This window comes from Brachybacterium zhongshanense (assembly GCF_055385755.1).
In genome coordinates this window covers 2529502-2553123 of sequence record NZ_AP043790.1, presented here as the reverse complement: position 1 = coordinate 2553123, position 23622 = coordinate 2529502, and the positions used below count along the sequence as shown (strand labels likewise).

Annotated in this window: 23 protein-coding genes and 1 pseudogene; 11 read left to right on the top strand and 13 right to left on the bottom strand. The window is 69.8% G+C overall.

The features are described from left to right. Positions 1 to 48 precede the first annotated feature (48 nt). A complete protein-coding gene (locus ACZ5AJ_RS11475) occupies positions 49 to 1194 on the top strand; it encodes a hypothetical protein (protein ID WP_464134614.1) in 1146 nt (381 codons plus the stop codon). 60 nt (positions 1195 to 1254) lie between these two features. Here ACZ5AJ_RS11475 and ACZ5AJ_RS11470 read toward each other — a convergent pair whose 3' ends face one another. Continuing rightward, the gene (locus ACZ5AJ_RS11470; protein ID WP_464134610.1) at positions 1255 to 2667 is read right to left on the bottom strand and encodes an FAD-binding oxidoreductase; all 1413 of its coding nucleotides are present in this window, start codon (positions 2665 to 2667) and stop codon (positions 1255 to 1257) included. Between the two features lie 615 nt (positions 2668 to 3282). Between ACZ5AJ_RS11470 and ACZ5AJ_RS11465 the strand changes: the two genes are divergently transcribed. Further along, positions 3283 to 4467, top strand: a complete 1185-nt coding sequence (locus ACZ5AJ_RS11465) for a Fic family protein (RefSeq protein WP_464134605.1) — start codon at positions 3283 to 3285, stop codon at positions 4465 to 4467. Between the two features lie 207 nt (positions 4468 to 4674). Here the strand turns inward: ACZ5AJ_RS11465 and ACZ5AJ_RS11460 are convergent, their stop codons facing one another. The 3 genes from ACZ5AJ_RS11460 to ACZ5AJ_RS11450 form a co-directional block, all read right to left on the bottom strand. After that, positions 4675 to 4854 carry a hypothetical protein gene (locus tag ACZ5AJ_RS11460; protein WP_464134602.1) on the bottom strand — a complete coding sequence of 60 codons (180 nt, stop codon included), beginning with the start codon at positions 4852 to 4854 and terminating at the stop codon, positions 4675 to 4677. Positions 4855 to 5142: 288 nt separating this feature from the next. After that, complete coding sequence (locus ACZ5AJ_RS11455) at positions 5143 to 5598, bottom strand: hypothetical protein (protein WP_464134597.1); 456 nt, start codon at positions 5596 to 5598, stop codon at positions 5143 to 5145. A 296-nt stretch (positions 5599 to 5894) separates the two neighbouring features. Further along, positions 5895 to 6095 (bottom strand): hypothetical protein, encoded by a 201-nt coding sequence (locus tag ACZ5AJ_RS11450; RefSeq protein ID WP_464134593.1) that lies wholly within the window; start codon positions 6093 to 6095, stop codon positions 5895 to 5897. Between the two features lie 201 nt (positions 6096 to 6296). On the opposite strand from ACZ5AJ_RS11450, the gene ACZ5AJ_RS11445 reads away from it, so the two are divergent. The 5 genes and pseudogenes from ACZ5AJ_RS11445 to crcB all read left to right on the top strand — a co-directional run bounded on the left by ACZ5AJ_RS11445 (position 6297) and on the right by crcB (position 10203). Continuing rightward, positions 6297 to 8039 (top strand): N-acyl-D-amino-acid deacylase family protein, encoded by a 1743-nt coding sequence (locus ACZ5AJ_RS11445; RefSeq protein ID WP_464134588.1) that lies wholly within the window; start codon positions 6297 to 6299, stop codon positions 8037 to 8039. A gap of 475 nt (positions 8040 to 8514) precedes the next feature. After that, on the top strand, positions 8515 to 9084 hold the full coding sequence (locus tag ACZ5AJ_RS11440) for a universal stress protein (RefSeq protein ID WP_464134584.1): 570 nt from the start codon (positions 8515 to 8517) through the stop codon (positions 9082 to 9084). 135 nt (positions 9085 to 9219) lie between these two features. After that, a pseudogene (locus ACZ5AJ_RS11435) lies at positions 9220 to 9339 on the top strand (hypothetical protein); the annotation flags it as partial. After that, entirely contained in the window at positions 9336 to 9824 is a 489-nt protein-coding gene (locus tag ACZ5AJ_RS11430; RefSeq protein WP_464134579.1) for a fluoride efflux transporter FluC, read from the top strand. The pseudogene ACZ5AJ_RS11435 and the gene ACZ5AJ_RS11430, both read left to right, overlap by 4 nt. A gap of 1 nt (position 9825) precedes the next feature. Then, positions 9826 to 10203, top strand: coding sequence for a fluoride efflux transporter CrcB (crcB, locus tag ACZ5AJ_RS11425; RefSeq protein WP_464134576.1), 378 nt, complete (start codon positions 9826 to 9828; stop codon positions 10201 to 10203). Between the two features lie 159 nt (positions 10204 to 10362). On the opposite strand, the gene ACZ5AJ_RS11420 is transcribed toward crcB, so the two are convergent. Continuing rightward, positions 10363 to 10932, bottom strand: a complete 570-nt coding sequence (locus ACZ5AJ_RS11420) for a DUF421 domain-containing protein (protein WP_464134573.1) — start codon at positions 10930 to 10932, stop codon at positions 10363 to 10365. Between the two features lie 50 nt (positions 10933 to 10982). After that, positions 10983 to 11690, bottom strand: coding sequence for an SDR family NAD(P)-dependent oxidoreductase (locus tag ACZ5AJ_RS11415; RefSeq protein ID WP_464134569.1), 708 nt, complete (start codon positions 11688 to 11690; stop codon positions 10983 to 10985). 174 nt (positions 11691 to 11864) lie between these two features. On the opposite strand from ACZ5AJ_RS11415, the gene ACZ5AJ_RS11410 reads away from it, so the two are divergent. Beyond that, the gene (locus tag ACZ5AJ_RS11410; protein WP_464134564.1) at positions 11865 to 12320 is read left to right on the top strand and encodes a winged helix-turn-helix transcriptional regulator; all 456 of its coding nucleotides are present in this window, start codon (positions 11865 to 11867) and stop codon (positions 12318 to 12320) included. A gap of 46 nt (positions 12321 to 12366) precedes the next feature. Here the strand turns inward: ACZ5AJ_RS11410 and ACZ5AJ_RS11405 are convergent, their stop codons facing one another. Then, entirely contained in the window at positions 12367 to 13101 is a 735-nt protein-coding gene (locus ACZ5AJ_RS11405; protein ID WP_464134562.1) for a DsbA family oxidoreductase, read from the bottom strand. Between the two features lie 87 nt (positions 13102 to 13188). Beyond that, complete coding sequence (gene add, locus ACZ5AJ_RS11400) at positions 13189 to 14214, bottom strand: adenosine deaminase (RefSeq protein WP_464134557.1); 1026 nt, start codon at positions 14212 to 14214, stop codon at positions 13189 to 13191. A gap of 544 nt (positions 14215 to 14758) precedes the next feature. Here add and ACZ5AJ_RS11395 point away from each other — a divergent pair. After that, on the top strand, positions 14759 to 15094 hold the full coding sequence (locus tag ACZ5AJ_RS11395; RefSeq protein ID WP_464134553.1) for a hypothetical protein: 336 nt from the start codon (positions 14759 to 14761) through the stop codon (positions 15092 to 15094). A 387-nt stretch (positions 15095 to 15481) separates the two neighbouring features. Continuing rightward, the gene (locus tag ACZ5AJ_RS11390) at positions 15482 to 15964 is read left to right on the top strand and encodes a zeta toxin family protein (protein ID WP_464134549.1); all 483 of its coding nucleotides are present in this window, start codon (positions 15482 to 15484) and stop codon (positions 15962 to 15964) included. 302 nt (positions 15965 to 16266) lie between these two features. Here ACZ5AJ_RS11390 and ACZ5AJ_RS11385 read toward each other — a convergent pair whose 3' ends face one another. Together ACZ5AJ_RS11385 and ACZ5AJ_RS11380 are read right to left on the bottom strand one after the other, a co-directional pair. Next, on the bottom strand, positions 16267 to 17253 hold the full coding sequence (locus ACZ5AJ_RS11385) for a hypothetical protein (RefSeq protein ID WP_464134544.1): 987 nt from the start codon (positions 17251 to 17253) through the stop codon (positions 16267 to 16269). A 51-nt stretch (positions 17254 to 17304) separates the two neighbouring features. Beyond that, positions 17305 to 18948, bottom strand: a complete 1644-nt coding sequence (locus tag ACZ5AJ_RS11380; protein ID WP_464134540.1) for an ABC transporter substrate-binding protein — start codon at positions 18946 to 18948, stop codon at positions 17305 to 17307. A 461-nt stretch (positions 18949 to 19409) separates the two neighbouring features. On the opposite strand from ACZ5AJ_RS11380, the gene ACZ5AJ_RS11375 reads away from it, so the two are divergent. Continuing rightward, entirely contained in the window at positions 19410 to 20276 is an 867-nt protein-coding gene (locus ACZ5AJ_RS11375) for a glycerophosphodiester phosphodiesterase (RefSeq protein WP_464134538.1), read from the top strand. Here the strand turns inward: ACZ5AJ_RS11375 and ACZ5AJ_RS11370 are convergent. From ACZ5AJ_RS11370 to ACZ5AJ_RS11360, 3 genes are all read right to left on the bottom strand, one after another. After that, positions 20271 to 20822, bottom strand: a complete 552-nt coding sequence (locus tag ACZ5AJ_RS11370) for a hypothetical protein (RefSeq protein WP_464134535.1) — start codon at positions 20820 to 20822, stop codon at positions 20271 to 20273. The two genes, ACZ5AJ_RS11375 and ACZ5AJ_RS11370, sit on opposite strands and share 6 nt — an antisense overlap. Next, entirely contained in the window at positions 20819 to 21448 is a 630-nt protein-coding gene (locus ACZ5AJ_RS11365; protein ID WP_464134533.1) for a hypothetical protein, read from the bottom strand. Before ACZ5AJ_RS11365 ends, ACZ5AJ_RS11370 begins: the two co-directional genes overlap by 4 nt. A gap of 173 nt (positions 21449 to 21621) precedes the next feature. Next, positions 21622 to 23565, bottom strand: coding sequence for an aconitate hydratase (locus ACZ5AJ_RS11360; RefSeq protein ID WP_464134530.1), 1944 nt, complete (start codon positions 23563 to 23565; stop codon positions 21622 to 21624). Positions 23566 to 23622 lie beyond the last annotated feature (57 nt).

The window sequence follows — 23622 nt, the reverse complement described above, 5'->3', positions numbered from 1 at the left end:
CGGTCGATCGGACTTGATGCATGCCTCTGACTCCTCGAGGATGAGTCCATGGACCCTCTTGCTCTCTCGAACCTCCGACGAGTGCTGAGCAAAGCGTCCCTCGAGACCTCGAAGAGGCTGCGCCGGGCCGAACAGGCTGGAACAGTGCTCGGCGAGGAGACGCTCACCGAGATGATGGTGCTCGAGATTCTGGAGAATTTGAATAACTGTCGGGAACCGTTCGACATTGAAACCTACAATCATTATCAGGAGTCCCAGAATGGAGCCGATTTACGGATCTGGTTAAACCTGGACGATGCGGTCATAGGTTTCAGCATCCAGGCCAAAAAGGCAACGGTGGGCAGTGGAAACCGCGTCGTCGCGTCATCCCTCGACCATCTCGTTGGAAAGGCTAAAAAGCGTCAGGTGGACATTCTTCTGGCGCGATCTATCCTGGATATGGCCAACCCTATCCATCTGGTCTATCAGTCGCCATCGCTGGGCGTTCGCCTGGGTGTGAATGGTGGGTGTTATGCTATGTCATCGTATTTGATGGATGGGGTAATGCGTGGATTGAAAGGGCCTGCAGATAAGATTGATCTTCAGTACTACCGGCGGCTCCTCTTTCCGTGGGCAAGGCTGGCCGATCCGCCGGTTCCAGGGCATCTCAAAGTTCCTATCCGTGTGGTCCCGAGGAGTCCGCGCACGCATGCTGATTTGATCAACATGTTTGGCTCCTTCGGAGATTTCCTTGGGGCGGGATTCTATGGGGCCGGTCAGGGCGCTTTCAGGTACGGACTGAAGGTGCCGTGCTTCAGGTCTTCGGACGGTGACGGCGGCGGTCCGGATGACGGCGGCGGTCCGGATTCCGGCGACGGTGGGGATGGTCCCGATGGTGTGGGCGACTCACGTGCGCCTCAGGGAGACGCGGGCACCGAGAGCAGCGGAGCACAATCGCCGCAGCCCGACCGCAAGGCTCGGCGAGAGCCGGAGCCGACGACGGCGGCCAACTCCGAACGAGATGTGGCGGTGACGGCCGGACGGCGTGACTGTGCCGAGTCCGTACTCTTCCGGTCGGCGCCGAAGCGGGTGATTCACATCGGGGAGCCGATGGAACTTGGGGAGTTCGGCACTCCACTGAGCGTTATGGAGCATCGTGAGCACGTCGCGCTACCCGAATTGCGCACTCTCGGTGATGACGGAGCCGCTTTCTGACGATGGTACGTGGTCGAGGAACGGCGGACTACTCTCGTGATCGGTGCGACTCCCCATCACCTACGGCGCCACGTTGAGGTTCCGACGGAACATGTTCCCGGGGTCGTAGATCCGCTTGACCTGCTGCAGGCGCCGGTAGGTCTTCTCGCCGTACGACCCGCGGGTCACCTCAGGCACGGGCCGAGTCGGCTCGATCGAGCGGAAGTTGACGTACTCGCCGCGCTCGCGCAGCCGGGCGAGCGCCGCCCCGGCCTGCTCGGCGAAGGCGAGGAACCGGGCGTCCTCACGGGGGTCCTGCCAGGCGAGATGGATCGAGACCATGACCCGACCGGTGCGGTGGGGGAATGCGGTCGACCCCTCCGGCACGCGGGCGAACACCCCGCCGAGCAGGTGCAGCTCCAGACTCGATCCGCGCCCGGGCAGCACCTCGCCGACCGCGGTGAGCTCGTCCAGCACCTCCTCGTCCAGCAGACGGAAGCTGGCGCTGCGCCACAGTCCGCGCGTCCCGGACGGCATCGCCTCGCTGCGCGCACCCTGCCAGGCCTCCCAGCTCACCGGTCCGATCAGCTCCCGGTCCGGGGGCACCGCGCGGCGCAGCCTCCCGATCAGCTGCTCGCCCTGGGCGCGGTCGTCGTCGATCCAGACGCTGTGGATCGCGAGCCATGGGGCATCGCCCAGCCCGTCCTCGACCGGCGGTGACGAGATCGAGACGATGGCGGCGAGCTCATCGGGCAGATCGCGGCTCCAGCGCTCGAAGGCACCGAGCGCGCGTCGCCACCGCGCCGACCGGTAGTACAGGCTCGCCCCGAGCACGGTCTCCGGCATCGGCACCGCCCGATAGGTGAGCGAGGTGACCACACCGAAGTTCCCGCCCCCTCCGCGCAGCGCCCAGAACAGGTCCGGGTGCTCGTCCGCGCTCGCGACCACACGTCGGCCGTCCGCGGTGATCACCTCCGCGCTCTCGAGCCGGTCCAGGCTCAGCCCCGCCCGCCGCGACAGCCAGCCCACCCCGCCGCCGAGCGTCATCCCGGCGATGCCGGGGGTCGGGACGGTGCCCAGCGGGACGGCGAGACGATGGGGTGCGGTCGCCGTGTCGACGTCGCCGACGCGGGCCCCGGGCGCCGCCGTGACCTGCTGCGTCGTCGGATCGACGGTCACCTCGCGCAGGGCGCCGAGGTCGAGCACGATCCCGTCGTCGACGGTTCCGAGCCCCGCCACCGAGTGTCCGCCGCCGCGCACCGCGAGCGGCAGGCCGGTCTCCCGCACCGCCTCGAGCACAGGCGCGACGTCGTCGATCGAGGCGGCGCGCACCACCATGAAGGGGAAGCGGTCCTCCCGCCCGTTCCACACCGCCCGCGCCGACTCGTAGTCCGGGTGCCCGGGGACCACGACCTGCCCCGCGACCCGGTCACGGAGCCGATCCAGGGCCGCTCGCGATTCCGGGATCGGATCGTCGTCCATCGTCTGTGTCATGGCCAGTCGACCTCCTGCACCGGTGGGCGGGCAGAACGCCCACGACCGAGGACGGGTACCGGGGCGAGCCTCTCGGGCACTCTCCGCACACTGTGCCTGACCTGCGGGCTGACTGTCCTTCGGCAGGTGGCCCTCGGCAGGCGGGTGGAGCTGAGGCTGACGGTACATAGCGCCGGGGAGGAGAGCAACGGACTTCGGTCCCGGGACTTATCGGTAGGTCTGGTCCGGCGCTTATCGGGTAGGTCTGGCCCGGCACCGATCGGCAGGTGTGGCCCGGCGCTTATCGGCAGGTCTGGCACGAATCGGTAGCTGAGGGGCAGGTGCTCTGCATATGACGGGGCAAGTGCTGCTGAGCTACCGGTCATGGACACCTGCCTGGCCCTGTCCAGCGCGGCCGATTCGGAGGCGGCCAGCACAGAGGCCCCGAAGAGCAATCCAGCCTCCAGGCCACGTGATGCCTCCAGATCAGGTGATGCCTCCAGGCCAGGTGATGGTGGCGTGGAGGCTGTCGGTGGGGCGATGAGCGGGGGATGAGTGCCGCGCGATGCCCTGAGGGTTTGCGCCCGTCGCCGTTGAGTTAACCTTATGGAGCTAACCTTCAATGAGGGAGTTCGGATGGGTGTTCACGGTGCATGGCGACGGGAGCAGCAGCCGCCGGACTTCCGCGGCATCACGTCGTCGGCCCGTCGCGGCGGCTCCTTCTCGTACTACCTGCCCGCCCGCCTCGCCGACTCCGGTGTCGGCTCGCTCCTCGAACCGGAGGTCCGAGAAGCCGCACTCGAGGTCTCGGCCCTGATCTCGACTACGTCGATGGAGATCGACGAGCGGACCCGACAGGGGATCTACCCGCTGCTGCTGCGCTCGGAGTCCATCGCCTCGTCCCAGATAGAGCGGATCCGCGCCTCGGCCCGGGACGTGTCCTATGCGCAGCTCGACGAGCAGGCGCAGCATCTGCGCAACCTCGAGGCGATGAGCGTGGCGCGGAACGTCGCGGCGACACGCACGGCGATCGAACAGCTCGCCCGGCGCGAGCGCTGGACCATCGCGGACCTCGAGCAGGTCCACGGAGCGCTCGGCGTCGTCGGTGCGCGGCCCGGACTGCGCACCGTCGACGTGTGGATCGGCGGGCGTGACAGGACTCGAGCCGACTATGTCGCTCCGCCCGCCGCCGAGGTGCCCGGTCTGATCGAGGATCTGCTGGTGCACCTCGACCGGTCGGGGGAGCATCCGCTGCTGCTCGCGGCTCTCGCCCACCTCCAGTTCGAGACCGTCCACCCCTTCGAGGACGGGAACGGTCGCGTCGGCCGCGCCCTCGTGCACGCCGTGCTCGAGCGCGGGGGCGTTGTGCGCTCGGGCCTGCTGCCCATCTCGACGGAGCTGCGCAAGCGGGAGGGCGAGTACGTCCGTCGGCTCACCGCGACGAGGACCGACGATCCCGCTGAGGCGATCGCCGCACTCAACGACTGGGTGCGATTCTTCGTCGATGTCGCCGTCGAGGCATGCGACGTCGTCCGCACCGTCCAGCGCCAGGTGAGAGCCCTCGACGAGCTCCTGCTCGAGAAGGCGGCGGGACTGCGAGCGGACTCCTCGGCCCGTCGCGCCCTGCCGCTGCTGCGTGAGCAGCCCGTGGTCACCGCCGCATACCTCGCTGACCGGCTGGGCGTCTCCCGCGTCGCTGCGCACTCCGCCGTCGACTCGCTCGTCACCCGCGGGATCCTCAGTCAGGGCACAGGTCGGTACAGGCGCTCCGAGGTGTATCAGGCGGATGACGTCCTGCGGGTGCTCGACGGCGAAGCCTGACGAGAACCTGCCGCCCAGCTGGGGCTGGTGACCCTGTGGGTATGCCCTGCGGCGCTGGCGGCAGGGCTGGCATGAATCGGTAGGTCTGGCACGAATCGGTAGCTGAGGGGCAGGTGCTCTGCATATGACGGGGCAAGTGCTGCTGAGCTACCGGTCATGGACACCCGCCCGGCGTCCTCCACGGTCAGCGGGCTCAGAGGTCCTCGGTCAGGCCCGGTGGTGCTGGCGGGCCGTCCGGTGGTGCTGGCGGTAGGTCTGGCCCGGCATGAGCAGGTAGGTCTGGCCCGGCATGAGCAGGTAGGTCTGGCCCGGCATGAGCAGGTAGGTCTGGCCCGGCATGAGCAGGTAGGTCTGGCCCGGCATGAGCAGGTAGGTCTGGCCCGGCATTTATCGGCAGGTCTGGCCCGAATCGGTAGGTCAGGCACGAATCGGTAGCTGAGGGGCAGTTGCTCTGCATATGACGGGGCATGTGCTGCTGTGCTACCGGTCATGGACACCTGCCTGGCCCTGTCCAGCGCGGCCGATTCGGAGGCGGCCAGCACAGAGGCCCCGAAGAGCATTCCAGCCTCCACGCCAGTCATGAACTGACGTGGAGGCTGTCTGGCGGCATATCCCGAGTCGAGGGTGAGGGAGCCGGTGCGGCCCGGGCGCCGCACGCCCCGCGGACCTTCTTGATCAGACCTTCTTGACCCCGTTCTCGGAGAACGCGACGACCTTGCCGCCGAGCTCGTCCTTCACGGTGTCGGCGAACTGACGGTCCTCCTCGTCGTCCCCGTCGATGACGACGACCCACTTGCGGGACTGGACGGCGAATCCCTCGCCGCTGTCCTCCTGCGACAGGGCTTCGAGGAACTCCTCGCCGTTGACGTCGTGGGGGACCACCGCGAGGACGGAGAACTCCTCGTCGCCCTGCTGGCAGTAGCCGCTGACCGCATCGAATGCCGGGAAGCCGTCGGCGACCTCGCCCTCCATGAACGACTCGAAGTCGTCGGAGTCGACGGTGTCGCAGCCGATCTCGACCCGCAGCTCCTCGTAGACGTCACGGGAGTCGTCGTAGGAGCCGCCGCATCCCGAGAGAGCGAGGGCGGCGCCGGCGACCAGGGAGGCCGTGAGAACGTGCTGGGTCTTCATGGGGATCTCCTGTTGTGAGGAAGGGATGGGACAGGGGCGACGGTGCGACGGGCGCAGCGGTCGACGGTGATCACGTCGCATCTGCTTCCCCCTCGGCCGACGCGAGCCGCGCGCCGACGTCCCCTCGGATCGACGTCGGGCCCCCGCCCGACGATCGTCCACGATGCTAACAAACCGCTTCAGTGCCGCAGCTTTGCAGCCTTGCAGCCTTGCAGCCCTGCCGCCCTGCAGCCCTTCAGTCCTGCCGCCCTTCAGTCCTTCAGCCCTGAAGAGGTGCTGCGTCGCGGCGGGTCGTGTCAGCGCAGATCGCTGAACGGATCCACCACGCTCTGCGCGCCGTGCTCCGGGCACACGAACATGATCCGCACGCCCAGGCCGTCGATGGCGCTGGTCTCAGGCTCGCAGTCCCCGCCGCAGGTCGAGCACGTCCGGTAGCTCTGGTCGTGGGGCATGCTGAGCTCGAGACCGTCCACGTCCTCGAAGTGCTTGTCGTCCATGGCAAGAGCCTACGACGATGCCGGACGCGTGAGCACCGCACGTACCTTGCCCGGAATCTCGCCCGGAGTCTTGCCCGGAACAGCGGCCGCCAGACGCGCCCAGGCCGGACCGACCATGAGGGTGAGTACGGGGGCAGCCCCGCCCGCTCCAGCCTCACTCACTCCCCTCCCGCCCCGCCCAGTCCCAGGAGGCACACGACGATGTCCGCTCTGCTCATCCGCGGCGGTGTCGTCGTGCCCGGTGATGGGCAGCAGCCCATCCGGGCCGACGTCCTGATCGAGGGGGACCGGATCGCCCAGGTGCGTCCGACCGGCGACGACAGCGGGCGGTCCACGGATGGCGCGCTGGCCCGCTCGGATGGCGCGCTGGCCCGCTCGGATGGTTCGCCGGCTCCCTCGGGCGGCCTGCCGACGCCATCGGACGACACGACGACGATCGAGGCCGATGGTCGGCTCGTCGTCCCCGGGTTCGTCGACGCGCACTCGCACGCCGACGCCGCCGTCTTCGACCCGGAGGTGCAGCTCGCGCTGCTGCGCCAGGGCATCACCACCGTGATCGGCGGGCAGGACGGCGTCTCCTTCGCCCCCGGGGACGGGCGCTTCGCGAGCGAGTACTTCGCGCCCATCAACGGCCGCCATCCCACCTATCGCGGTCCGCGGGTCGGGGATCTCCTGGCCGGGTACGACGGGCGGATCCCGCTGGGTGTCGCCTACCTGGTGCCTGCGGGGACCGTCCGGCACGAGGTCATGGGGTCGGTGCGGCGTCCGGCGTCGGCCGACGAGCTCGTCCGCATGCAGAGCCTCGTCGCGGAGGGGATCGCCGACGGCGCCGTCGGCCTCTCCACCGGTCTCGACTATGTGCCGGGGCTGTTCGCCGACGCCGACGAGATCGCCGCCCTGTGCTCGCCGCTGCGCGCTGCGCCGCACCCACCGCCGCACCCACCGCTGCGACCTCCGCTTGCGGCGCGCTCCCTGCCGTACGTCACGCACACGCGCGGCGGGTACGAGCACAACGCACAGGTCGGCGTCGAGGAGGCGGTGCGGATCGGGGCGCGTGCGGGCGTGCCCGTGCACATCTCCCACTTCCACACGCCCGCGGCCGAGGCCCGTCGTCTGTTCGCCTGGGCTGAGGAGCAGGGCGTCAGCATGAGCTTCGACGCCTACCCGTACACGCGCGGCTGCTCGCTGCTGGCGATGACGATGCTCCCGCCGGAGCTCAACGCCATGCCTCGCGAGCAGACGCTCACCCTGCTCTCCGACGCCGCGCAGCGGGAGGCGCTGCGCCGCGACTGGTTCCCGCAGGTCGCCAGGAACCCCAGCCTGGGGCCCGACTGGCCCGACCTCATCACCATCGCGCACGTGGGCGAAGGCGTTCCCGCGGGAACGCGCGGCGCGGAGGACCTCCGCTGGGCGCCCGGGCTGACCCTGGCCGAGATCGCGGCCCGGCGCGCCACCGACGCGGTCGACGCCGCCCTGGACCTGCTGCTCGCCGCGCGCCTGGACGTCAGCGTCGTCATAGCGGTCCACGACCAGCGGCCCGTCGAGGACCTGGCCCGGCTGCTCGCCCATCCCGCGCACCAGGGTGGATCCGACGGGATCTTCGTCGGCGCCCACCCGCATCCGCGGGCCCGCGGCACCTTCGCCTTCTATCTGGCCACCTTCGTCCGCGAGCGCGGCGACCTGGACTGGCCGACGGCTGTGCATCATCTCGCGACCGCCCCGTCGGACCTCCTCCGTCTGGGCGACCGCGGACGCATCCGTCCCGGTGCCATCGCCGACATCGCCCTCGTGGACCCCGATGCCGTCCGGGACCGTGCCACCTACGAGGAGCCGCTCGCGCTCGCCGACGGCATCGACGACGTCATCGTCGCCGGTCGGCCCGTGCTCTCGGGCGGCCGCCTCACGGGGGAGACGCCGGGCGGCGGGGTGCGCGGCGCGGGGTGATCGTCGGCCCGACGGCGAGTTCGACGATCTGCCTTCGCCGAGGCCATCGAGCGAGGGGTGATCGACGAGGACGTCTGCGAGGACGTGTTCACTCGCCGCCATGTGCTCTGAGCAGGCTCAGAGTCTCGTCGGAGCCGGACCCGGGCAGACCTCCGCCCCGAGTCGACTCCTGGTGCGAGTAGTGGCAGGATGTGGACCGACGCCTCGGCGTCGCGGCGGTGGGGCTCGCCGCACCCAACCTCAGGATTCCTGACAACAGTCCCTACCTCGGCAGCATCCGTGCGCCCACAGGTAGGAGACGAGACGCAGTGACATCCATCCGTGAAGCAGCAGCCGACCTCTTCGGAGCCGTCGGCCGCTTCCCTGTGCCCGAACGGCGACGGGCGGCCCCGAGGTCCCGAGCCCGCGGCGGCCCCATGACGGTCGCGATCATACGGACCATGAAGGACATGCAGGCCACGAAGGAGTGGAGATCATGAACGAGACCGCGCAGCAGACATCGGGCCCGGGCCCGGACCAGCCTCCGGAGCAGGCGCGCGCGATGCGCCCGATCGTCGTCGGCGTCGTGCCGGGGCAGCCGGCCGCCGTCCTCGAGCAGGCGGCGGTGTTCGCCGAGCGGTTCGGCGCGGACATGATCTGCGCCCGCGTCGACGCCTCCCGGTACGTCGTCGAGCGGCATCCCGACGGGACGGAGACGACCATGCCGATCGACCCCGATCTCGCCGACGACGACGCTTCCGACGTCGGGGGAGCCGACGCCGAGCTCGAGGACATCATCCGGGCGGCCCTCGACGGCCGGAGCGTCACCTGGTCCCTGCGGACCCTGGCGGGCGGTGCCGCCTCGGCGCTCGCTCGTCTGGCGGACGAGGCCGACGCGGCGATGATCGTCGTCGGCACCCGGGAGCCCGGTCTCAAGGACTCCCTGCGCGAGTTCTTCAACGGCTCGGTGGCCGTGCAGCTCGCCCATCGCCAGCACCGGCCGCTCGTCGTCATCCCCCTGAACCCGGTCGCCGGGGACGACGACCTGCCCTGGACGGATCGGTGACAGCATCACGACCGATGACAGCCGACCGACGGCATCACGACCGACGACAGCTTCACCCCTGAGGAGGAACCCGAGATGACTGACAGCCCGACCCCCGCCGCACCCACCCCACCTGTCGCAGCCGGTCCGTCGGACGCAGTCGGCATCGGACAGATCACGTCGGGCGCCCCCGCGCGCGGCGAGCGGGTCGCCAAGTACAACCGCCTGATGGAGATCGCCCTCGACCATCCCGACCTCCCCTTCGGCCTCGCATGAGCGGACACCCGCGTCCAGCGCACCGGAATCCGGGACTGCTCGCGCTCGTCGGCATCGGCGGCGCGCTCGGCACCGCCGCCCGAGCCTCCCTCATCCTTGCCATCCCGTCGGCGGGCGGGATCCCCAGCACGGTCCTCGCGATCAACGTCGTCGGGGCGTTCCTGCTGGGCCTCCTGCTGGACGGCCTGGCCCGCCGCGGCCCTGACCACGGCCGACGACGGCGCCTGCGCCTCCTGATCGGCACGGGCTTCATGGGCGGCTTCACCACCTACAGCACCCTGGCCGTGGACAGCGCCCTGCTCATGGGCGAGGGCCGGATCGGCGTCGGTATGGGATATGCGCTGGCCACCGTCCTGATCGGAGCCGCTGCGACCGTCGGCGGCATCGCCCTGTCGTCCCTCGCGCACCGGCGGGCCGACAGACCCGGCCGAGCCGACGCGGACCGACCTGCTGACGCGCACCGACTGACCGAGGGGGAGGAGTGACATGGCTCCGCTGATGCTCATCGCCATGGCCGTCGCCGGGGGCGTCGGTGCCGTGGCGAGGTTCGTCCTGGACTCCGAGATCCGCGCCCGCACCCAGGGCGTCCTCCCGTGGGGGACGATCGCCATCAACCTCTCCGGCTCGTTCCTGCTGGGGCTCCTCACCGGGCTCGTGACCTCTCAGGTCGCCCCTGAGTCCTGGCAGCTCGTGCTCGGCACCGGCTTCCTCGGCGGGTACACCACCTTCTCCACCGCGAGCTACGAGACGGTCCGCCTGCTCCAGGAGCGCAAGACGCTGATCGGCGCGATCAACGCCCTCGGGACGCTCATCGGAGCGACCCTCGCGGCCGGGCTCGGTCTCTGGGCGGGGATGCTCCTGTGAGGCGGGCTGTGGGTTCCGCTGGGACGCGATGAGCCGTGCTCGCCGATGCCGAGCACCGTCGACGACCCCTGCCTGCCGTTGCTCACGGGCAGGCTGGTCTCCTGATCGGTGGGTCGGACCAGCTCACTGACCAGCTCACTGACCAGCTCACTGCCCAGCTCACTGCGCCAGGAGGTGCTCGGGGATGGATTCGCGACCGTCCACGCCTTCGACCAGGGCCGCATCGATCGTCGCTCCTGAGCGCACGACGGTCAGCGTCCCGCGGGTCTCGAGGATCACCAGCTCCACCTGCTGAAGGCTCGTCACCCCGCCGGTCCGCAGCCGGTTCAGGAGGTCCTGCTCGGTCAGGCGCCGCCGTCGGAGCATGCCGGGGACGATGCGCCCGCCGACCATGACCACAGCGGGCCGACGGGTCCCGCGGGCCGTGCCGGGGCGGATGACCCCGCGGAGGGTGCCCATGGTCCACTCGAGGACCATCAGCGTGTTCAGCACGATCAGCGCGCCGAGCAGGGTCGGAGACTCTCCCAGCATCGACCGGGCCGTGACGCCGCCGATCACGGCGAGCACCACGAAGCTGCCGACGGTCGGATTCGCCATCAGACGCTGCCCGGACAGGTGCACGAGCAGCGAGAAGAACAGATAGAGCGCGATCGTCGCGGCGAGCACGCCCAGAGCTCCGCTCGCGCTGATGCCGATGTAGTCGTCCCAGACGGTTCCCCAGTCGATCATCGGCCCATTGTCGCGCGCGGCGCCCCGGGCACGGTGGCCTCAGCTCCGCGTCACAGCGCGTCGTACGCCTGCTCGGCGCCCTCGCGCTCGCGGTGGATCCGCCAGTAGTGCTCGGCGATGGCGCGGGGCTCGGCCTCGGGGGAGCCGGAGCCGATCCAGGCGAAGATCGGGACGTGCGCGACGTGCACGCCGGTGCCCGCGGTCGCCTGATGGAGCTTGAGGGCGTAGGCGCGCAGAGCGGCGCTGCCGATGGTCGTAGTGGTGAACTCGGGCGGCCCGGCCAGCGGATCGACCGACGTCCCGCCGGTCGTGAACAGGATCGTGCCGCTGCCGCGCTCGAGCATGCCCGGCAGCACCTGCTCGGCCGCGGCGATCCCGCCGTAGAGGTAGTAGTCGATCTGCGGCTGGATGCTCGCCCGGTCGGCTTCGAGCGGAGGCGGACTGCTCAGGCCGGGCACGGGGGAGTGGGGAGCCGGCGAGTACTCCAGCACGTCGACGGTCCCGAAGCGCTCGGTGATCAGCGTGAAGGCCTGTTCGAGGGAGGCGGGGTCTATGACGTCGGCGGCGAAGCCGGCGGCCTCGATCCCGGCCTCGCCCAGCTGCGCGGCCAGCGCGTCGAGCTTCTCCTGGGTGCGCGAGACGAGGGCGACGGAGAATCCGCGCTCCCCGAAGGCGGTGGCGATGGCGAGCCCGAGTCCGGGCCCGGCACCGACGACGGCGATGGTGGGTGCGGTGGGTGCGGTGGGTGCGGTGGGCATGACTGGTGTCCTTCCGATGGTCGTGCGGCGTGGGTGCGGCACGGCTGTGAACTCTGGTTCTTCCGGATGGTGCGGCAGCAGAACGGCTAGCGTTCTGCGGTGACGGTGACGGTGACGGTGACGGTGGCGCCGCGATGAGGGCGGTGGCGACGGATGCGGATGGAGGGCGATGAGATGGCGGCGTCGAGGACCATCAGCGGCCCCTGCAGGGAGTGGCCCGAGGACAGCGCGCTCATCCGCGAGGTCCTCGACCGGATCGGCGACAAGTGGACCGTGCTGGTGATCAGCACCCTCGGTGACAGGTCGCTGCGGTACTCCGACCTGCAGGCGAGCATCCCCGGCATCTCGCAGCGCATGCTCACGCAGACCTTCAAGCACCTCGAGCGCGACGGCCTGATCACGCGGACCGCCTACGCGGAGGTGCCCCCGCGCGTCGAGTACGCGCTGACCGCACTCGGTGCATCCCTGCGGGAGGCCGTGTCGGCCATGGCCGGATGGGCCGCGGCCCACCACGGTGAGATCGCCGAGAACCGCGCGGAGAGCGAGCGCCTGGGCGTCGGCCGCGCCCGTGGGCGCAGCAGCGCCGGCCGGACCGAGGGTGCCGACGCGCATCCGGCGCCCGCTCGCTGACGGATCTGCGTCCCGCTCACGCGGGATCCGCTCACGCGGGATCCGCTCACGCGGAATCCGCTCGCGCGGGATCCGCCCCCGCGCTCCGACCCTGCAGGGGAGCGCCGACGGCCTGCGTCAGCAGGCTCGAGTACGCCGACGCGGCCAGGGCTCCCGGGGCCGCCATCCGACGATCGACCACGACGAACGGGACCCCGGTCGCTCCGAGTGCGACGGCCTCCTCACGGTCGGCGCGCACGGCGTCGGCGAACGCGTCACCGGCGAGGACCTCACGGGCGCGCTCGGCGGCCAGCCCGACGGACTCCGCGGCGCGCACGAGGGCGTCCCGGTCGAAGGGGTCGTCGGCCCCCGCGAAGAGAGCGTCCTGGATGCGGGAGAAGAGCGCGAACCCGCGACCGGTCGCCTGCTCCTCCGCCCAGCGGACCAGCCGATGCAGGTCCAGGGTGTTCGCCGTCATCCGCTCCACCGCGTACTCGAGGCCCTCGCGTCGGGCGAGGTCCTGCATCTGCTGCTCCATCCGGTGCAGATCGTCGGCCGAGCCAGCATGGGTGCGCAGGTAGGCGTCCTCGTTCCGCTCCGCCGTCCGCGGCGCGCCGGGGTCCAGCGGGAAGGAGCGGAGCACGATGTCGAAGCGGTCCGCGTCCGCCCGCTCGGCGATCGCGGTCCGCAGCCGGTGCTTGCCGAGGTAGCACCATGGGCAGCCGGCGTCGGCCCACATCTCGACGACGACGCGATCGGCGTGCGACGCGTCGTCGATGGCCGTGCGGTCATCCTCTGCCATCATCTCTCACCGCACTGATAGTGCGTAACCACATCATGGGTGAGTCGAAGAGGGCTCACAAAAGGCACATCAGGGTGCCCCGGCCGCTCAGACCCCGGCGACGGCCTCGAGCTGCTCGATCCAGGCCTGCTTGCGCGCGTCGTCGGCCCAGCTGATCTCGAGGGAGCGGCGGGCCAGAAGCACGACCTCCTCGCGGGTGAGCTGCTGCGCCTCGGCGACGGCGGCGATGTTGTCGCCGACGTACCCGCCGAAGTACGCGGGATCGTCGGAGGCGATGGAGATCCGCAGGCCGTCGCGCAGCAGCGCGGCGATCTCCTTCCCCTTCATCTCCTCGGTCACGAAGGAGTTCGACAGCGGGCAGCAGGTGAAGCCGATCCCTCGCGCCTTCGCCTCGGCGACCAGCTCGGGGTCCTCGACGATGTTGGTGCCATGGTCGATGCGCTCGACGCCGATCGTGCGCAGGACCGTCGCGATGTTGCGGATGGACTGCTCCTGGTCGATGTCGCAGTGCATCGTCAGCCGGTACCCGGCCTCCTTCGCGGCGGCGAACACCTCGGCGAACTTCTCGGGCGGGTTCCCGCGCTCATCGGAGTCCAGGCCGACGCCGACGATGCGATCGCGGTAGGGGAGCGAGGCCTTCAGCGTCTCGCTCGCCGACTCGACGCTGTGATCGCGCAGGAAGCACATGATCAGCGCCGCATCCACACCCAGCGACGGAGCCTCCTGGACGGCCGACCACAGCCCGTCGATCACGGTGGAGAACGGGATGCCGCGGCTCGTGTGCGCCTGCGGGTCGAAGAAGATCTCGGCGCGGAAGACGCCGTCGGCCGCGGCGCGACGCAGATAGGCGAGGGCCAGATCATGGAAGTCCTGCTCGGTGACCAGCACCTCCATCGCCGGGTAGTAGACCGCGAGGAAGCTCGTGAGATCGGTGAACCCATAGGTCGCGCGCACCTCGTCGACCGTCGTCTGGCCGATGTCGACGCCGTTGCGCCGAGCGAGCTCGAGCTTCAGCTCGGGCTCGAGGGTCCCCTCGATGTGCAGGTGCAGCTCCGCCTTCGGCAGGGCGTCGATGAATGCGCGGTCGATGCTGGTCGCAGAACCCGTGGACATGGTGGTGGCTCTCCTTCGTCGTCATGCGAGGCCGTCGATCCGGACGCACAGCCGGCGCTTCGCCGACGGACCCTCTCCCCGGAACGGTACGCCGAGGGAGTCCGAGGTGATCAGCGGATCCCGGCCCGAGGGCCCTCACCCGCTCGCGGGCTCGTCCGGATCCTCCGGTAGACGGTCCCTCTCGCACCCTGGCCGCCATCCATGGCGACGAGTCCGGCCCGGATCAGTCCGGTCAGCGCGTAGCGCACCTGGTTGGTGGTGAGGCCTGTTGCGTCGACGATCTGAGCGATGGTCGACTCGTCGCCGAGTGCGGACCAGACCGAGGGGCCATTGCGTCCGGCAGCCGATGTCTCCGCGGGAGGGGCGGTGCGCTCTGCGCCAGCGAATGGGGGGCGACGAGGTCGATGGCGGGGTCGGCACAGCCGCAGGGACCGCCGCATCCAGATCGACGGAGATGAGGCCCCAGGCCACGGTCAAGTCCCTGGGAGGGTGGGCGATGCCGACCTCTCCTTATAACCTAGGTTATTCGGAAGGGGTGACTGCCATGACGGCATGGACGGAGAGCGACAGCAGTCGGCTCGAGGTGCTCATACGCCGGAGAGCTGCCATCGACGTCGCGCAGATCGACTACCGACGGGAGCTGAATGCACTCGTCACCGAGGGGTACAAGCAGACGGAGATCGCCCGAGCACTGCACATCAGCCAGCCGGCAGTCTCGAAGGCTGTGAAGGGTGCTGCAGGGGCTCCCGATCCCGCACCGGGCTTCTCCGGGGCCGGGCCGTACGAGATCTGCCAGCGCTACGCAGCTGGTGTGATCAGCCGAGATCGCCTGATCTCAGAGCTCACCCGTTGGGACTACCCCCCCTATACCGAGGGGTGAATGGTTCGAGGATCCGATCCCTTCGCCCGCACCGGGTTCCTGGCGTGAGGTCGAGGATGCCGCCGACGACGGTCTCATCGATGACGAGATCTATGAGACTGTTCGTCAGAGCAAGGCCCATAGTCGCCGGCGGGGCTCGACGTCTTCGTGAACAGTCCTGTTGAGCGGCACATTGAGCTGGTTCGCGAGCTGACCAGGCGGTCCGGTCCACTGGATCTGGACGCCCCGACGGCTTCGGTGAACAATCCGGAGTGGTTCGACGAGTACGGTCATCCCGTTGCATCCCGTTGCATCCCGTTGCATCCCGTTGCATCCCGGCGATCCCTGCACGCGTCCATCGTGGCGTCGCTGCTCGCCTCAGCAGACTCCGGTAGGGGATAGCATGCGATGACCCTCGCGGGCGCGCCGGGGGCAGGGAAGAGTCACCTGCGCAAGGGAGCCCTCGAGGACGACGTCGCTGGACGCGTGCTGCTCGATGTGGACGACATCAAGCAGAACCTTCTCTCGATCGCGGAGTCGGACTCCTCGTACGAGTCGTTCCTGAAACCACCCGAAGTCAGGCGCCTCGAGGAGGCAGGGGAGCGGTTCTTTCCGCTCGAGCTGTCAGCGCTGGTTCACCGAGAGGCCTCCGCAGTGGCAGATAGGGCACGCCATCGCGCTCTCTCCAACGGCCTGCCTGTGGTGATCGATGGCGTGCTCTCGGATGATGAGCGAGCAGCAGCCCTGGGGAGGGAGCTTGAAGGGGCTGGCTACTCGATCGACGTCGTGTGCTTGGACGTAGCTCCGGAGGTGTCGGAGCACCAGATCCGGCAACGGTGGCTGGAGGCATATGAGAAGACATTGGCGGGTTCGGACGATCTCACCAGCTGACGCTGGGTCCCTTCCTCCTTCGCTCAGCACGTATTGAACGGTCCGGGCGGGCGAAGCCGCCCGGCGATCAGTGCCGAGCGGCTGGCATACGAAGTGAGAGCCGTAGACCGCTACCGCGTCTACACACGGCATGCGGTCGACGCCCCGGCGATGCTGGAGACCGACCTGACACGGTCGCAGCCGGGGGGATCGATGGTCGTCACGTCTGACCTTCCCCAGGTCGGAACTGCGTAGACCGTGGTTGCTCTCAGCGGGCTTCTGCGATGCTCGCGGAGCGCCGGGCCGATGCGTCCGACGGTCCCTCAGTGCGAAGTCTCCGCGGCGAACCAGCGGGTGAAGATCTCGACCGTGCTGTCGGCGAGCTCGGCGAGGCGATCACGGCCGACGGGCGTCGACTTCGGGCCGAGCGCCCAGCCGTCGGTGTACCCCTTGGCCAGGTGGGTATGCGCCCCCAGGTGCCTCCTGGCCAGCGGGAGCTTCCAGCGGCCGAGCTCGCGCCTGCTCTCTCCCGGTGCATGCCGGCTCACCCGCAGACGCCGCTCCTGGCCCTCGAGGACCTCCGTCTGCAGCGTCCTCAGATGCGAGATCCATCCTGGGATGACGTCGGAGTCCTCAGGATCGAAGTAGTTCTCCGCATCCTCGGGGACGGAGACCCCCGTGTGCCGCGTGAAGCGGACCTCCTCGAGGACCTCCGGCATCCGTCGACCGTAGACCTCGACCTGCCCGCGCAGCGTCCGGCCGCAGGGGAGCTCGGGCGATTCGATGATGATCGAGGGCATCCCGCTGCCTCCTCGTCGGATCTCGACGTCCCACCCGGGCATCCGCTCCTCGAGCCGGAGTTCAGCGAGCCAGGCCTCGACGGTCGACTTCAGCAGCCGATCGGCATGGATGTCCTCGAGGGTGAGACGGGAGCCGGTGAAGCAGGCGAGCGCCTCCTCCCAGCTGAGGACGCCCACCTCGGGATGCTCCCGCGCGAGCCAGTCCGGTGCTGACTCCTTGCGGGGGAGCAGGACGAAGAGCCGGTCGACGACCCCTGCCTCCCGGCTGATCTGCTCCGGCGTCAGCTCATGGTCGAGCTTCGCCTCGATCCCGACGACGCAGTCGGCGAAGTCGAGCTGCAGGTCCACCTGCTCCACAGCCTCGCAGCTCAGGGATTGCAGGACTCCGAGCGACCCGGCCTCGCCGACCGACTCCAGCAGACGCACGAACCGTTCGGAGTCGTGCCGGATCTCGGCGGCGAGAGCACGGGTCGCCATCGGCTCCGTGCGGAAGATTGTCGAGGACGCCATGTGTTCAGCATAGCGAGGTGCTCCGTCGCCGACGCTCCGCATCCCCTCCGCTCAGCTCTCGACCATCGCGTTGACCTCGTCGATCGTCGTCCGTGCTGCCTCGGCCGGGGTGGCGGTCCCGAAGCGGACCTCATCCAGCAGTCGCGTGAAGGTGTTCTGGGAGTCCGCCGTTCCCATGGGCTGCACCGCAGGAGCGCCGGTGATCTCCGCTCCGACCGCATCGAGGAAGTCGACGACGTCCTGATCGGTCTGCGTGAGAGCATCCCCCATCGCCTCGACCGCCGCGGGATCGGAGGGGACGCCCCTGTTCAGCAGTTGGATCGCCTGAGCCGAGGGGTCGTTGACCAGGAAGTCCACCAGCTTCGCCGCCTGCTCCTGGTGGGTGCTCTGCGCGGCGATCGACCAGAACATGGTCGCCTTCCTGAACAGACCGTTCTCCTCGGCGCTCCCGGCGATCGACGGCGGACGCAGCATGACCGCTCCGTCATCGCCGACCGCATCCCGCAGGGACTGCAGCTGGTTCGTCCACGTCCAGGTCATCGCCGACGCCCCGGTCGAGAAGGCCTGCTGCTCGAGGGCGACCGCGGCATCCTCGACGGCCGCATCCGCCGGGAGCGTCGCCCCGGACTCCTGCAGGTCGAGGTAGAGCTGGAACCACTCGGTGAGGGACTCGACCGAGCAGCCCATCGCATCGCCCGCCCATAGGTCCTCGCCCTTCTGGCGCAGGTAGATCGTCAGATCCGCATAGCTGCCGCCCCCGGTCACACCCGTCGCGACCCCGGAGTCGCTGATGGCCGTCGCGATCTCCATGAAGTCGTCCCAGGTCCAGGTGGTGTCGTCGGGCAGGTCGACGCCCGCGGCCTCGAACACTGCCGGGTTCGCGGCGATCACCCAGGCATTCGAGCCCGTGGACAGCCCGGTCAGGACGCCGTCGACGCGGCCGGCGTCGAGATCCGCGTCGGCGATGGCCGAGAGGTCCAGACCCTCGAGCGACTCGAGGTCGGCGAGGACCCCGCGGCCCGAGTACTCGGCGATGTACTTGCCGTCCATGTTGATCACATCCGGCGGGGTGCCGCCGGCGACCTGGGTGGCGAGCTTGTCCCAGTAGCCGTCCCACTCCGAAGGCTGGAGCTCGACGTCGATCTCCGGGTTCTCCGTGATGAACGCATCGACCATCTCACCGGTGAAGTCCTGATAGAACGTCGGACCCCAGAACATGAAGCTCACCTCGTTGGACGTCTCCGATGTCCTGGCCGAGGGGCCGCAGCCCGCGAGCATCAGCGACGACGCGAGCGAGCCGGCGAGACCTGCCGAGAGCAGCGTCCGACGGCGCGGCCCGCCGCATCCGCTGCCCAGAGCTGACCGCGAACCGGAGCTCGAACCGGAGCCGGAGCGGAGCGCAGGACCCGGATGGACGGCGTCGAGAGCACTGGCCGGATGGACGACGCCGAAGGGGTGGCCGCCTGGTCGGTGGACTGCCTGCGTTGACAAGAGCGGCAGGTGGACGTGCGGCGCCGCAGATGCGCGCCCGGTGGGCATGGCGGGTGCGCACACGGTGCGGAGCGCTGCCGCACAGCCCGGGGAGGAGGCGCCGATGCGGTGATCGGTGCGCGAAGCGGAGGAGGTGAGCAGGGCGGAGGAGGTGAGCAGGGCGGAGGAGGTGAGCAGGGCGGGGGAGAGGGATGCGGTCTGCATGGCTGTTTCCTCGGAACGTCGTCGGTCGCGGGAGATGCGTGGTGCGGATCGTGCTCGAGCGGTCTGTGCTGACGTGCACTGATGTGTGCTTCCGATGTGCATCCGTGCACTGATCAGTCCGATCGCTGTGGCGGGAGCATAGGACGCCTCGGCAAGCGCTGTCCATCGATTCCCGGAGGTGCTGCTTCGGCGGTCTGGGGCAGGTTTCGCCTCCGGCCTGTCCATCCATGGCAGATGAGCGGCATCTGTCCTGCATATAGAGGAGCAGGTGCCGCTCATCTGCCATTCATGGACACGAACTGCGGAAACGGCTGGGGTGAGAGGCTTGCGGGGGCGTCGGGCGCGGCTACCGTGGACCGGGACCGGGACCAGAACCAGAACCAGAACCAGAACCAGGGTTGATCCGGCCGAGCAGAGGGGAGCATCCGATGATCGGGGACGACAGGGCAGGAGCTGGGCGGATGGGCGCAGGCAGCTCGGCAGAGGCAGGCAGCTCGGCAGAGGCAGGCAGCTCGGCAGAGGCAGGCAGCTCGGCGGAGACAGGCGTCAGGGGCTCGGGGCGGCCGCTGATGGTGGCCGGGCATCGCGGCGCGATGGCGAAGGCGCCGGAGAACAGCCTCGAGGGGTTCGCGCTCGCTGAGGAGATCGGGGTCGATGAGATCGAGACCGATGTGCGGCTGAGCGCCGACGAGCAGCTTTTCCTCCTCCACGATGCGACGCTCGATCGCACTGCAGGCGACGACTCCGCGCGCGGCCTCGGTCCGGCCGGGGAGCGGACCCTCGCTCAGCTGCGGGAGGTCGTCCTGGACTCCGGTCGGGGCGTCGTCACCCTCGCCGAGATGTACCAGGCGACGAGCACCACCATCCAGCTCGAGATCAAGGCACCCGAGACCGTCCCGCACCTCGCCGACCATTTCGCGACCCGCCCCGAGGATGCCGGGCGGACCGTGCTGACGAGCTTCAAGGAGGATGCCCTGCGGGAGGCGGCGCAGCTGATCCCGCAGGTCCCGAGGGGCATCATCCGTCACGACATCGCCCGGGCCGAATCCTTCGACGGCGGATGGAGAGGGCTCGTGGAACACACCTCCGCGTCCCGGATCCTGCTCGGCTTCCCGGGGATGACCGAGGCCATCGCCGCGGAGATCCATGGGGACGGTCTCGAGCTGCACCTGTGGTCGGCGCGCACCGCCGAGGATGTCGCCGCGGCCCTGCGCGTGGGCGCCGACGGAGTCACCGCCGACGACCCCGCGCAGGTCCTGCAGTGGGTGGAGGAGCTCCGGACCTCGAGCGGCGGCGCAGAGCGCAGCTGGATCGCTGGATCGCTATAGCGCGCGGCCCGAGGACACCAGGTCCCGGACGGGAACCCAGCCGTACGTGCGCGCGGGCCGGTCCGTGCCCGCCTCGCGCAGCCACATGACGGTGCGATGCAGCACCTGGGTCGCTCCCGGGGCGCGACCGGCGCCGTGCAGGCACGAGGCCTCGACACCGGAGACGACCAGCTCGGCGGGGAAGGTGCCGGGGTCATAGCGCATGAGGCTCTCGGCGTCCGGGAGGTCCAGCTGGGGCAGCCAGTGCTCGGGCCGGTTCCCGCCGTCGACGACCATGCGTGCACCCGGGCGGTCCAGCACCTCCAGCAGCATCGGTGCGATGTAGTTCAGCACCGACGGATGCAGCCGGGCGGCGACGAACACCGCGTCGAACGGATCCAGGTCCCAGCCCTCCAGCTCCGGTGCGTAGGCGTCCTCGAGTCCGAGAGCGCGCAGGACCGGGTCCTCGAGGACGGCCAGATGGGAGGGGCTGCCGGTGTGGACGAAGGCGATGCGGCACTCGTGGCGCGGACGGGAGCGGCGAGTCGGTGCGTCGTCGGCGCTCATGGTCCCACCGCCTGCAGGGCGGGAGCGAGCTCGAGATGCTCGAGGATCCGCACGGCGATCGCGTCGGCCGACGACGGGTCCCCGGCGAGCTCGGCGAAGGCTGCCAGGTCCGCGGCGGGACGCCCCGGATGAGCGGGATCCAGGAGGTCGCCGCCGCCGTGGACGATGACCTCCCCCGCGCCCAGCGGATAGGACACGTCCACCGGCAGACGCCCCAGACCGATCCCGGTGATGACGTGCGCCTGCGAGGGCAGGTCCACGAGATAGGAGCAGCCGCAGGAGGTGGAGGCCCGGTCGGCGCCCTCCCAGATGGGATGCGGCTCGAGAGCGCTCAGGCGCAGGTCGTCCTCGGTGCGGAACTCCATCTGCCGGGGCAGGGGGAGGCGATCGACGAAGACCGTCTGCGGATGACCGGAGACCAGCAGGCGTCCGCCCGAGCGCACCCAGGCGGTCAGGCGGTCGCGATGTCGGGCCAGGAAGCGCTGATCGACGTCGCGCGCGAGGACGATCCCGGTGAAGGCATCGAGGTCCAGCCGGTCGAGGTCGTAGACGTCGCGCATGGCGATGCGCGGGGTGTCCTCGGCGGCGGTGGCGGGGCGTTGGACGAGATGGAGCGTTGCGGGCATCGGCTCTCCTCTGTCGATCGGGACGGCTCCGGGCGGAGTCCGCAGGGAAGCCCTATGGGAAATAGGTGCTTCCGTAATTCGTGAAGGTAAGCCTAAGTCCTGTCCCGCGTCGAGGGGTGTCCGCGTGAACGAGCGTGACCGGCGTCTCCCGACCGGCGTCTCCCGATCGGCGCTCACACCTCCTGGGCTGCGAGCGGGATCCGGCCGCCGGCGAGGATCATCTCCGCCTGGCGCGGAGAGAGCCGATGATGCACGCCCACCTCGCGGCCCCCGATGCTCGCGGTCAGGTCGCCGCCGCTGCGCAGCGCATCGTGGATGCCGTCCAGCACCACCTCATCGCCCTGGCTGATGGAGTCGAGAGCGCTCGGATCGTCGAGCTCGAGGGGGAGGATCCCGAAGTTGGCGAGGTTCTGCCAGTGGATGCGGGCGAAGGATGCGGCGATCACCGCTCGCAGGCCCAGATAGCGGGGAGCGATCACGGCGTGCTCCCGCGAGGAGCCCTGCCCGTAGTTCTCACCGGCGATCACGACGTGCCCGCCCTCGGCCTGTGAGGCCCGCTCGGCGTAGGTCTCGTCGATGCGGGTGAAGGCGTACTCGGCGATCTTCGGGATGTTGGAGCGGTAGGGGAGCACGCGCGAGCCGGCCGGCATGATCTCGTCGGTGGAGACGTCGTCGCCCATCACCAGCAGGGCCGGGACCTCGAGGTGGTCCTCGATCGGGTCGAAGTCGGGCAGCGTCGAGATGTTGGGGCCCTTGACCAGCTCGACCTCCGCCGCCTCGTCGGGCGGGAGCGGGGGCTGCAGCATGTCGTCGATGGTGGCGTAGGGGTCGGGCATCGTCGGCCGGGGGCAGACCATCCCATGGCTGTCCTCGAGCGTGCGGGGATCGGTGATGCGGCCGGTCAGAGCCGCGGCCGCGGCGGTCTCCGGGGAACACAGCCAGACCGCGTCCTCCTCGGTGCCCGACCGTCCGGGGAAGTTGCGCGGCATCGTGCGCAGGGAGTTCCGTCCCGTCGCCGGGGCCTGCCCCATGCCGATGCAGCCCAGGCACCCGGACTGGTGGATCCGTGCGCCCGCGGTCACCAGCGCCGACAGCCAGCCGCCGGAGATGAGGTCGGCGAGGACCTCGCGCGAGGCGGGGTTGATGTCCACCGACACCCCGGGCGCGGCCTGATGGTCGCGGAGGATCTCGGCGACCACCGCGGCGTCCCGCAGGCCCGGGTTCGCGGAGGAGCCGACGACGACCTGGGCGACCTCCTCGTCGTGGACCTCTTCGACCGGGACCACGCTGCCGGGGGAGGAGGGTCTGGCGATCAGCGGTACGAGCGAGGAGAGGTCGATGCGCTCCTCGACGTCGTACTGCGCCCCCGGGTCGGCCTCGATCCGGGTGAAGTCCTCCTCCCGGCCGACGGCGCGCAGGTAGTCGCGCGCAGCGTCGTCGGCCGGGAAGACGCTCGCGGTCGCCCCCAGCTCCGCGCCCATGTTCGCGATCACGTGGCGGTCCATGGCGGTCAGCTCGGCGAGGCCCTCGCCGCGGTACTCGATGATCCGGCCGACGCCGCCCTTCACGCCGTGGCGCCGCAGCATCTCCAGCACCACGTCCTTCGCACTTACCCAGTCCGGCAGTGACCCGGTCAGCTCGACGCCCCAGATCTCGGGCATCGACACGTACAGCGGCTGGCCGGCCATCGCCATCGCGATCTCCAGGCCGCCGACGCCGACGGCGAGCATCCCCAGCGCTCCGGCCGCGCAGGTGTGCGAGTCCGAACCGATCAGGAGGGCGCCGGGTCGGCCGAAGTGCGCCTGGTGCACGGGGTGCGAGACCCCGTTGCCCGGCCGCGAGTACCACAGTCCGAAGCGCTGCGCGGCGGACTGCAGGAAGAGGTGGTCGTCGGAGTTCTTCTCGTCGGCCTGCAGCAGGTTGTGGTCGACGTACTGGACCGACAGCTCGGTGCGGATCCTGTCCAGCCCCATCGCCTCCAGCTCGAGCATGACCATCGTCCCGGTGGCGTCCTGGCAGAGGGTCTGGTCGACCTTCAGGGCGACCTCCGAGCCGGGGATCATCTCGCCTTCGAGGAGATGGTCGGCGATGAGCTTCTGCGCGACGTTGCGTGACACGGTGCTGCCCTCCTGGGGTTGCTCCCGCCACCGGTCCGGCGGCGGACCTCCGTCCAC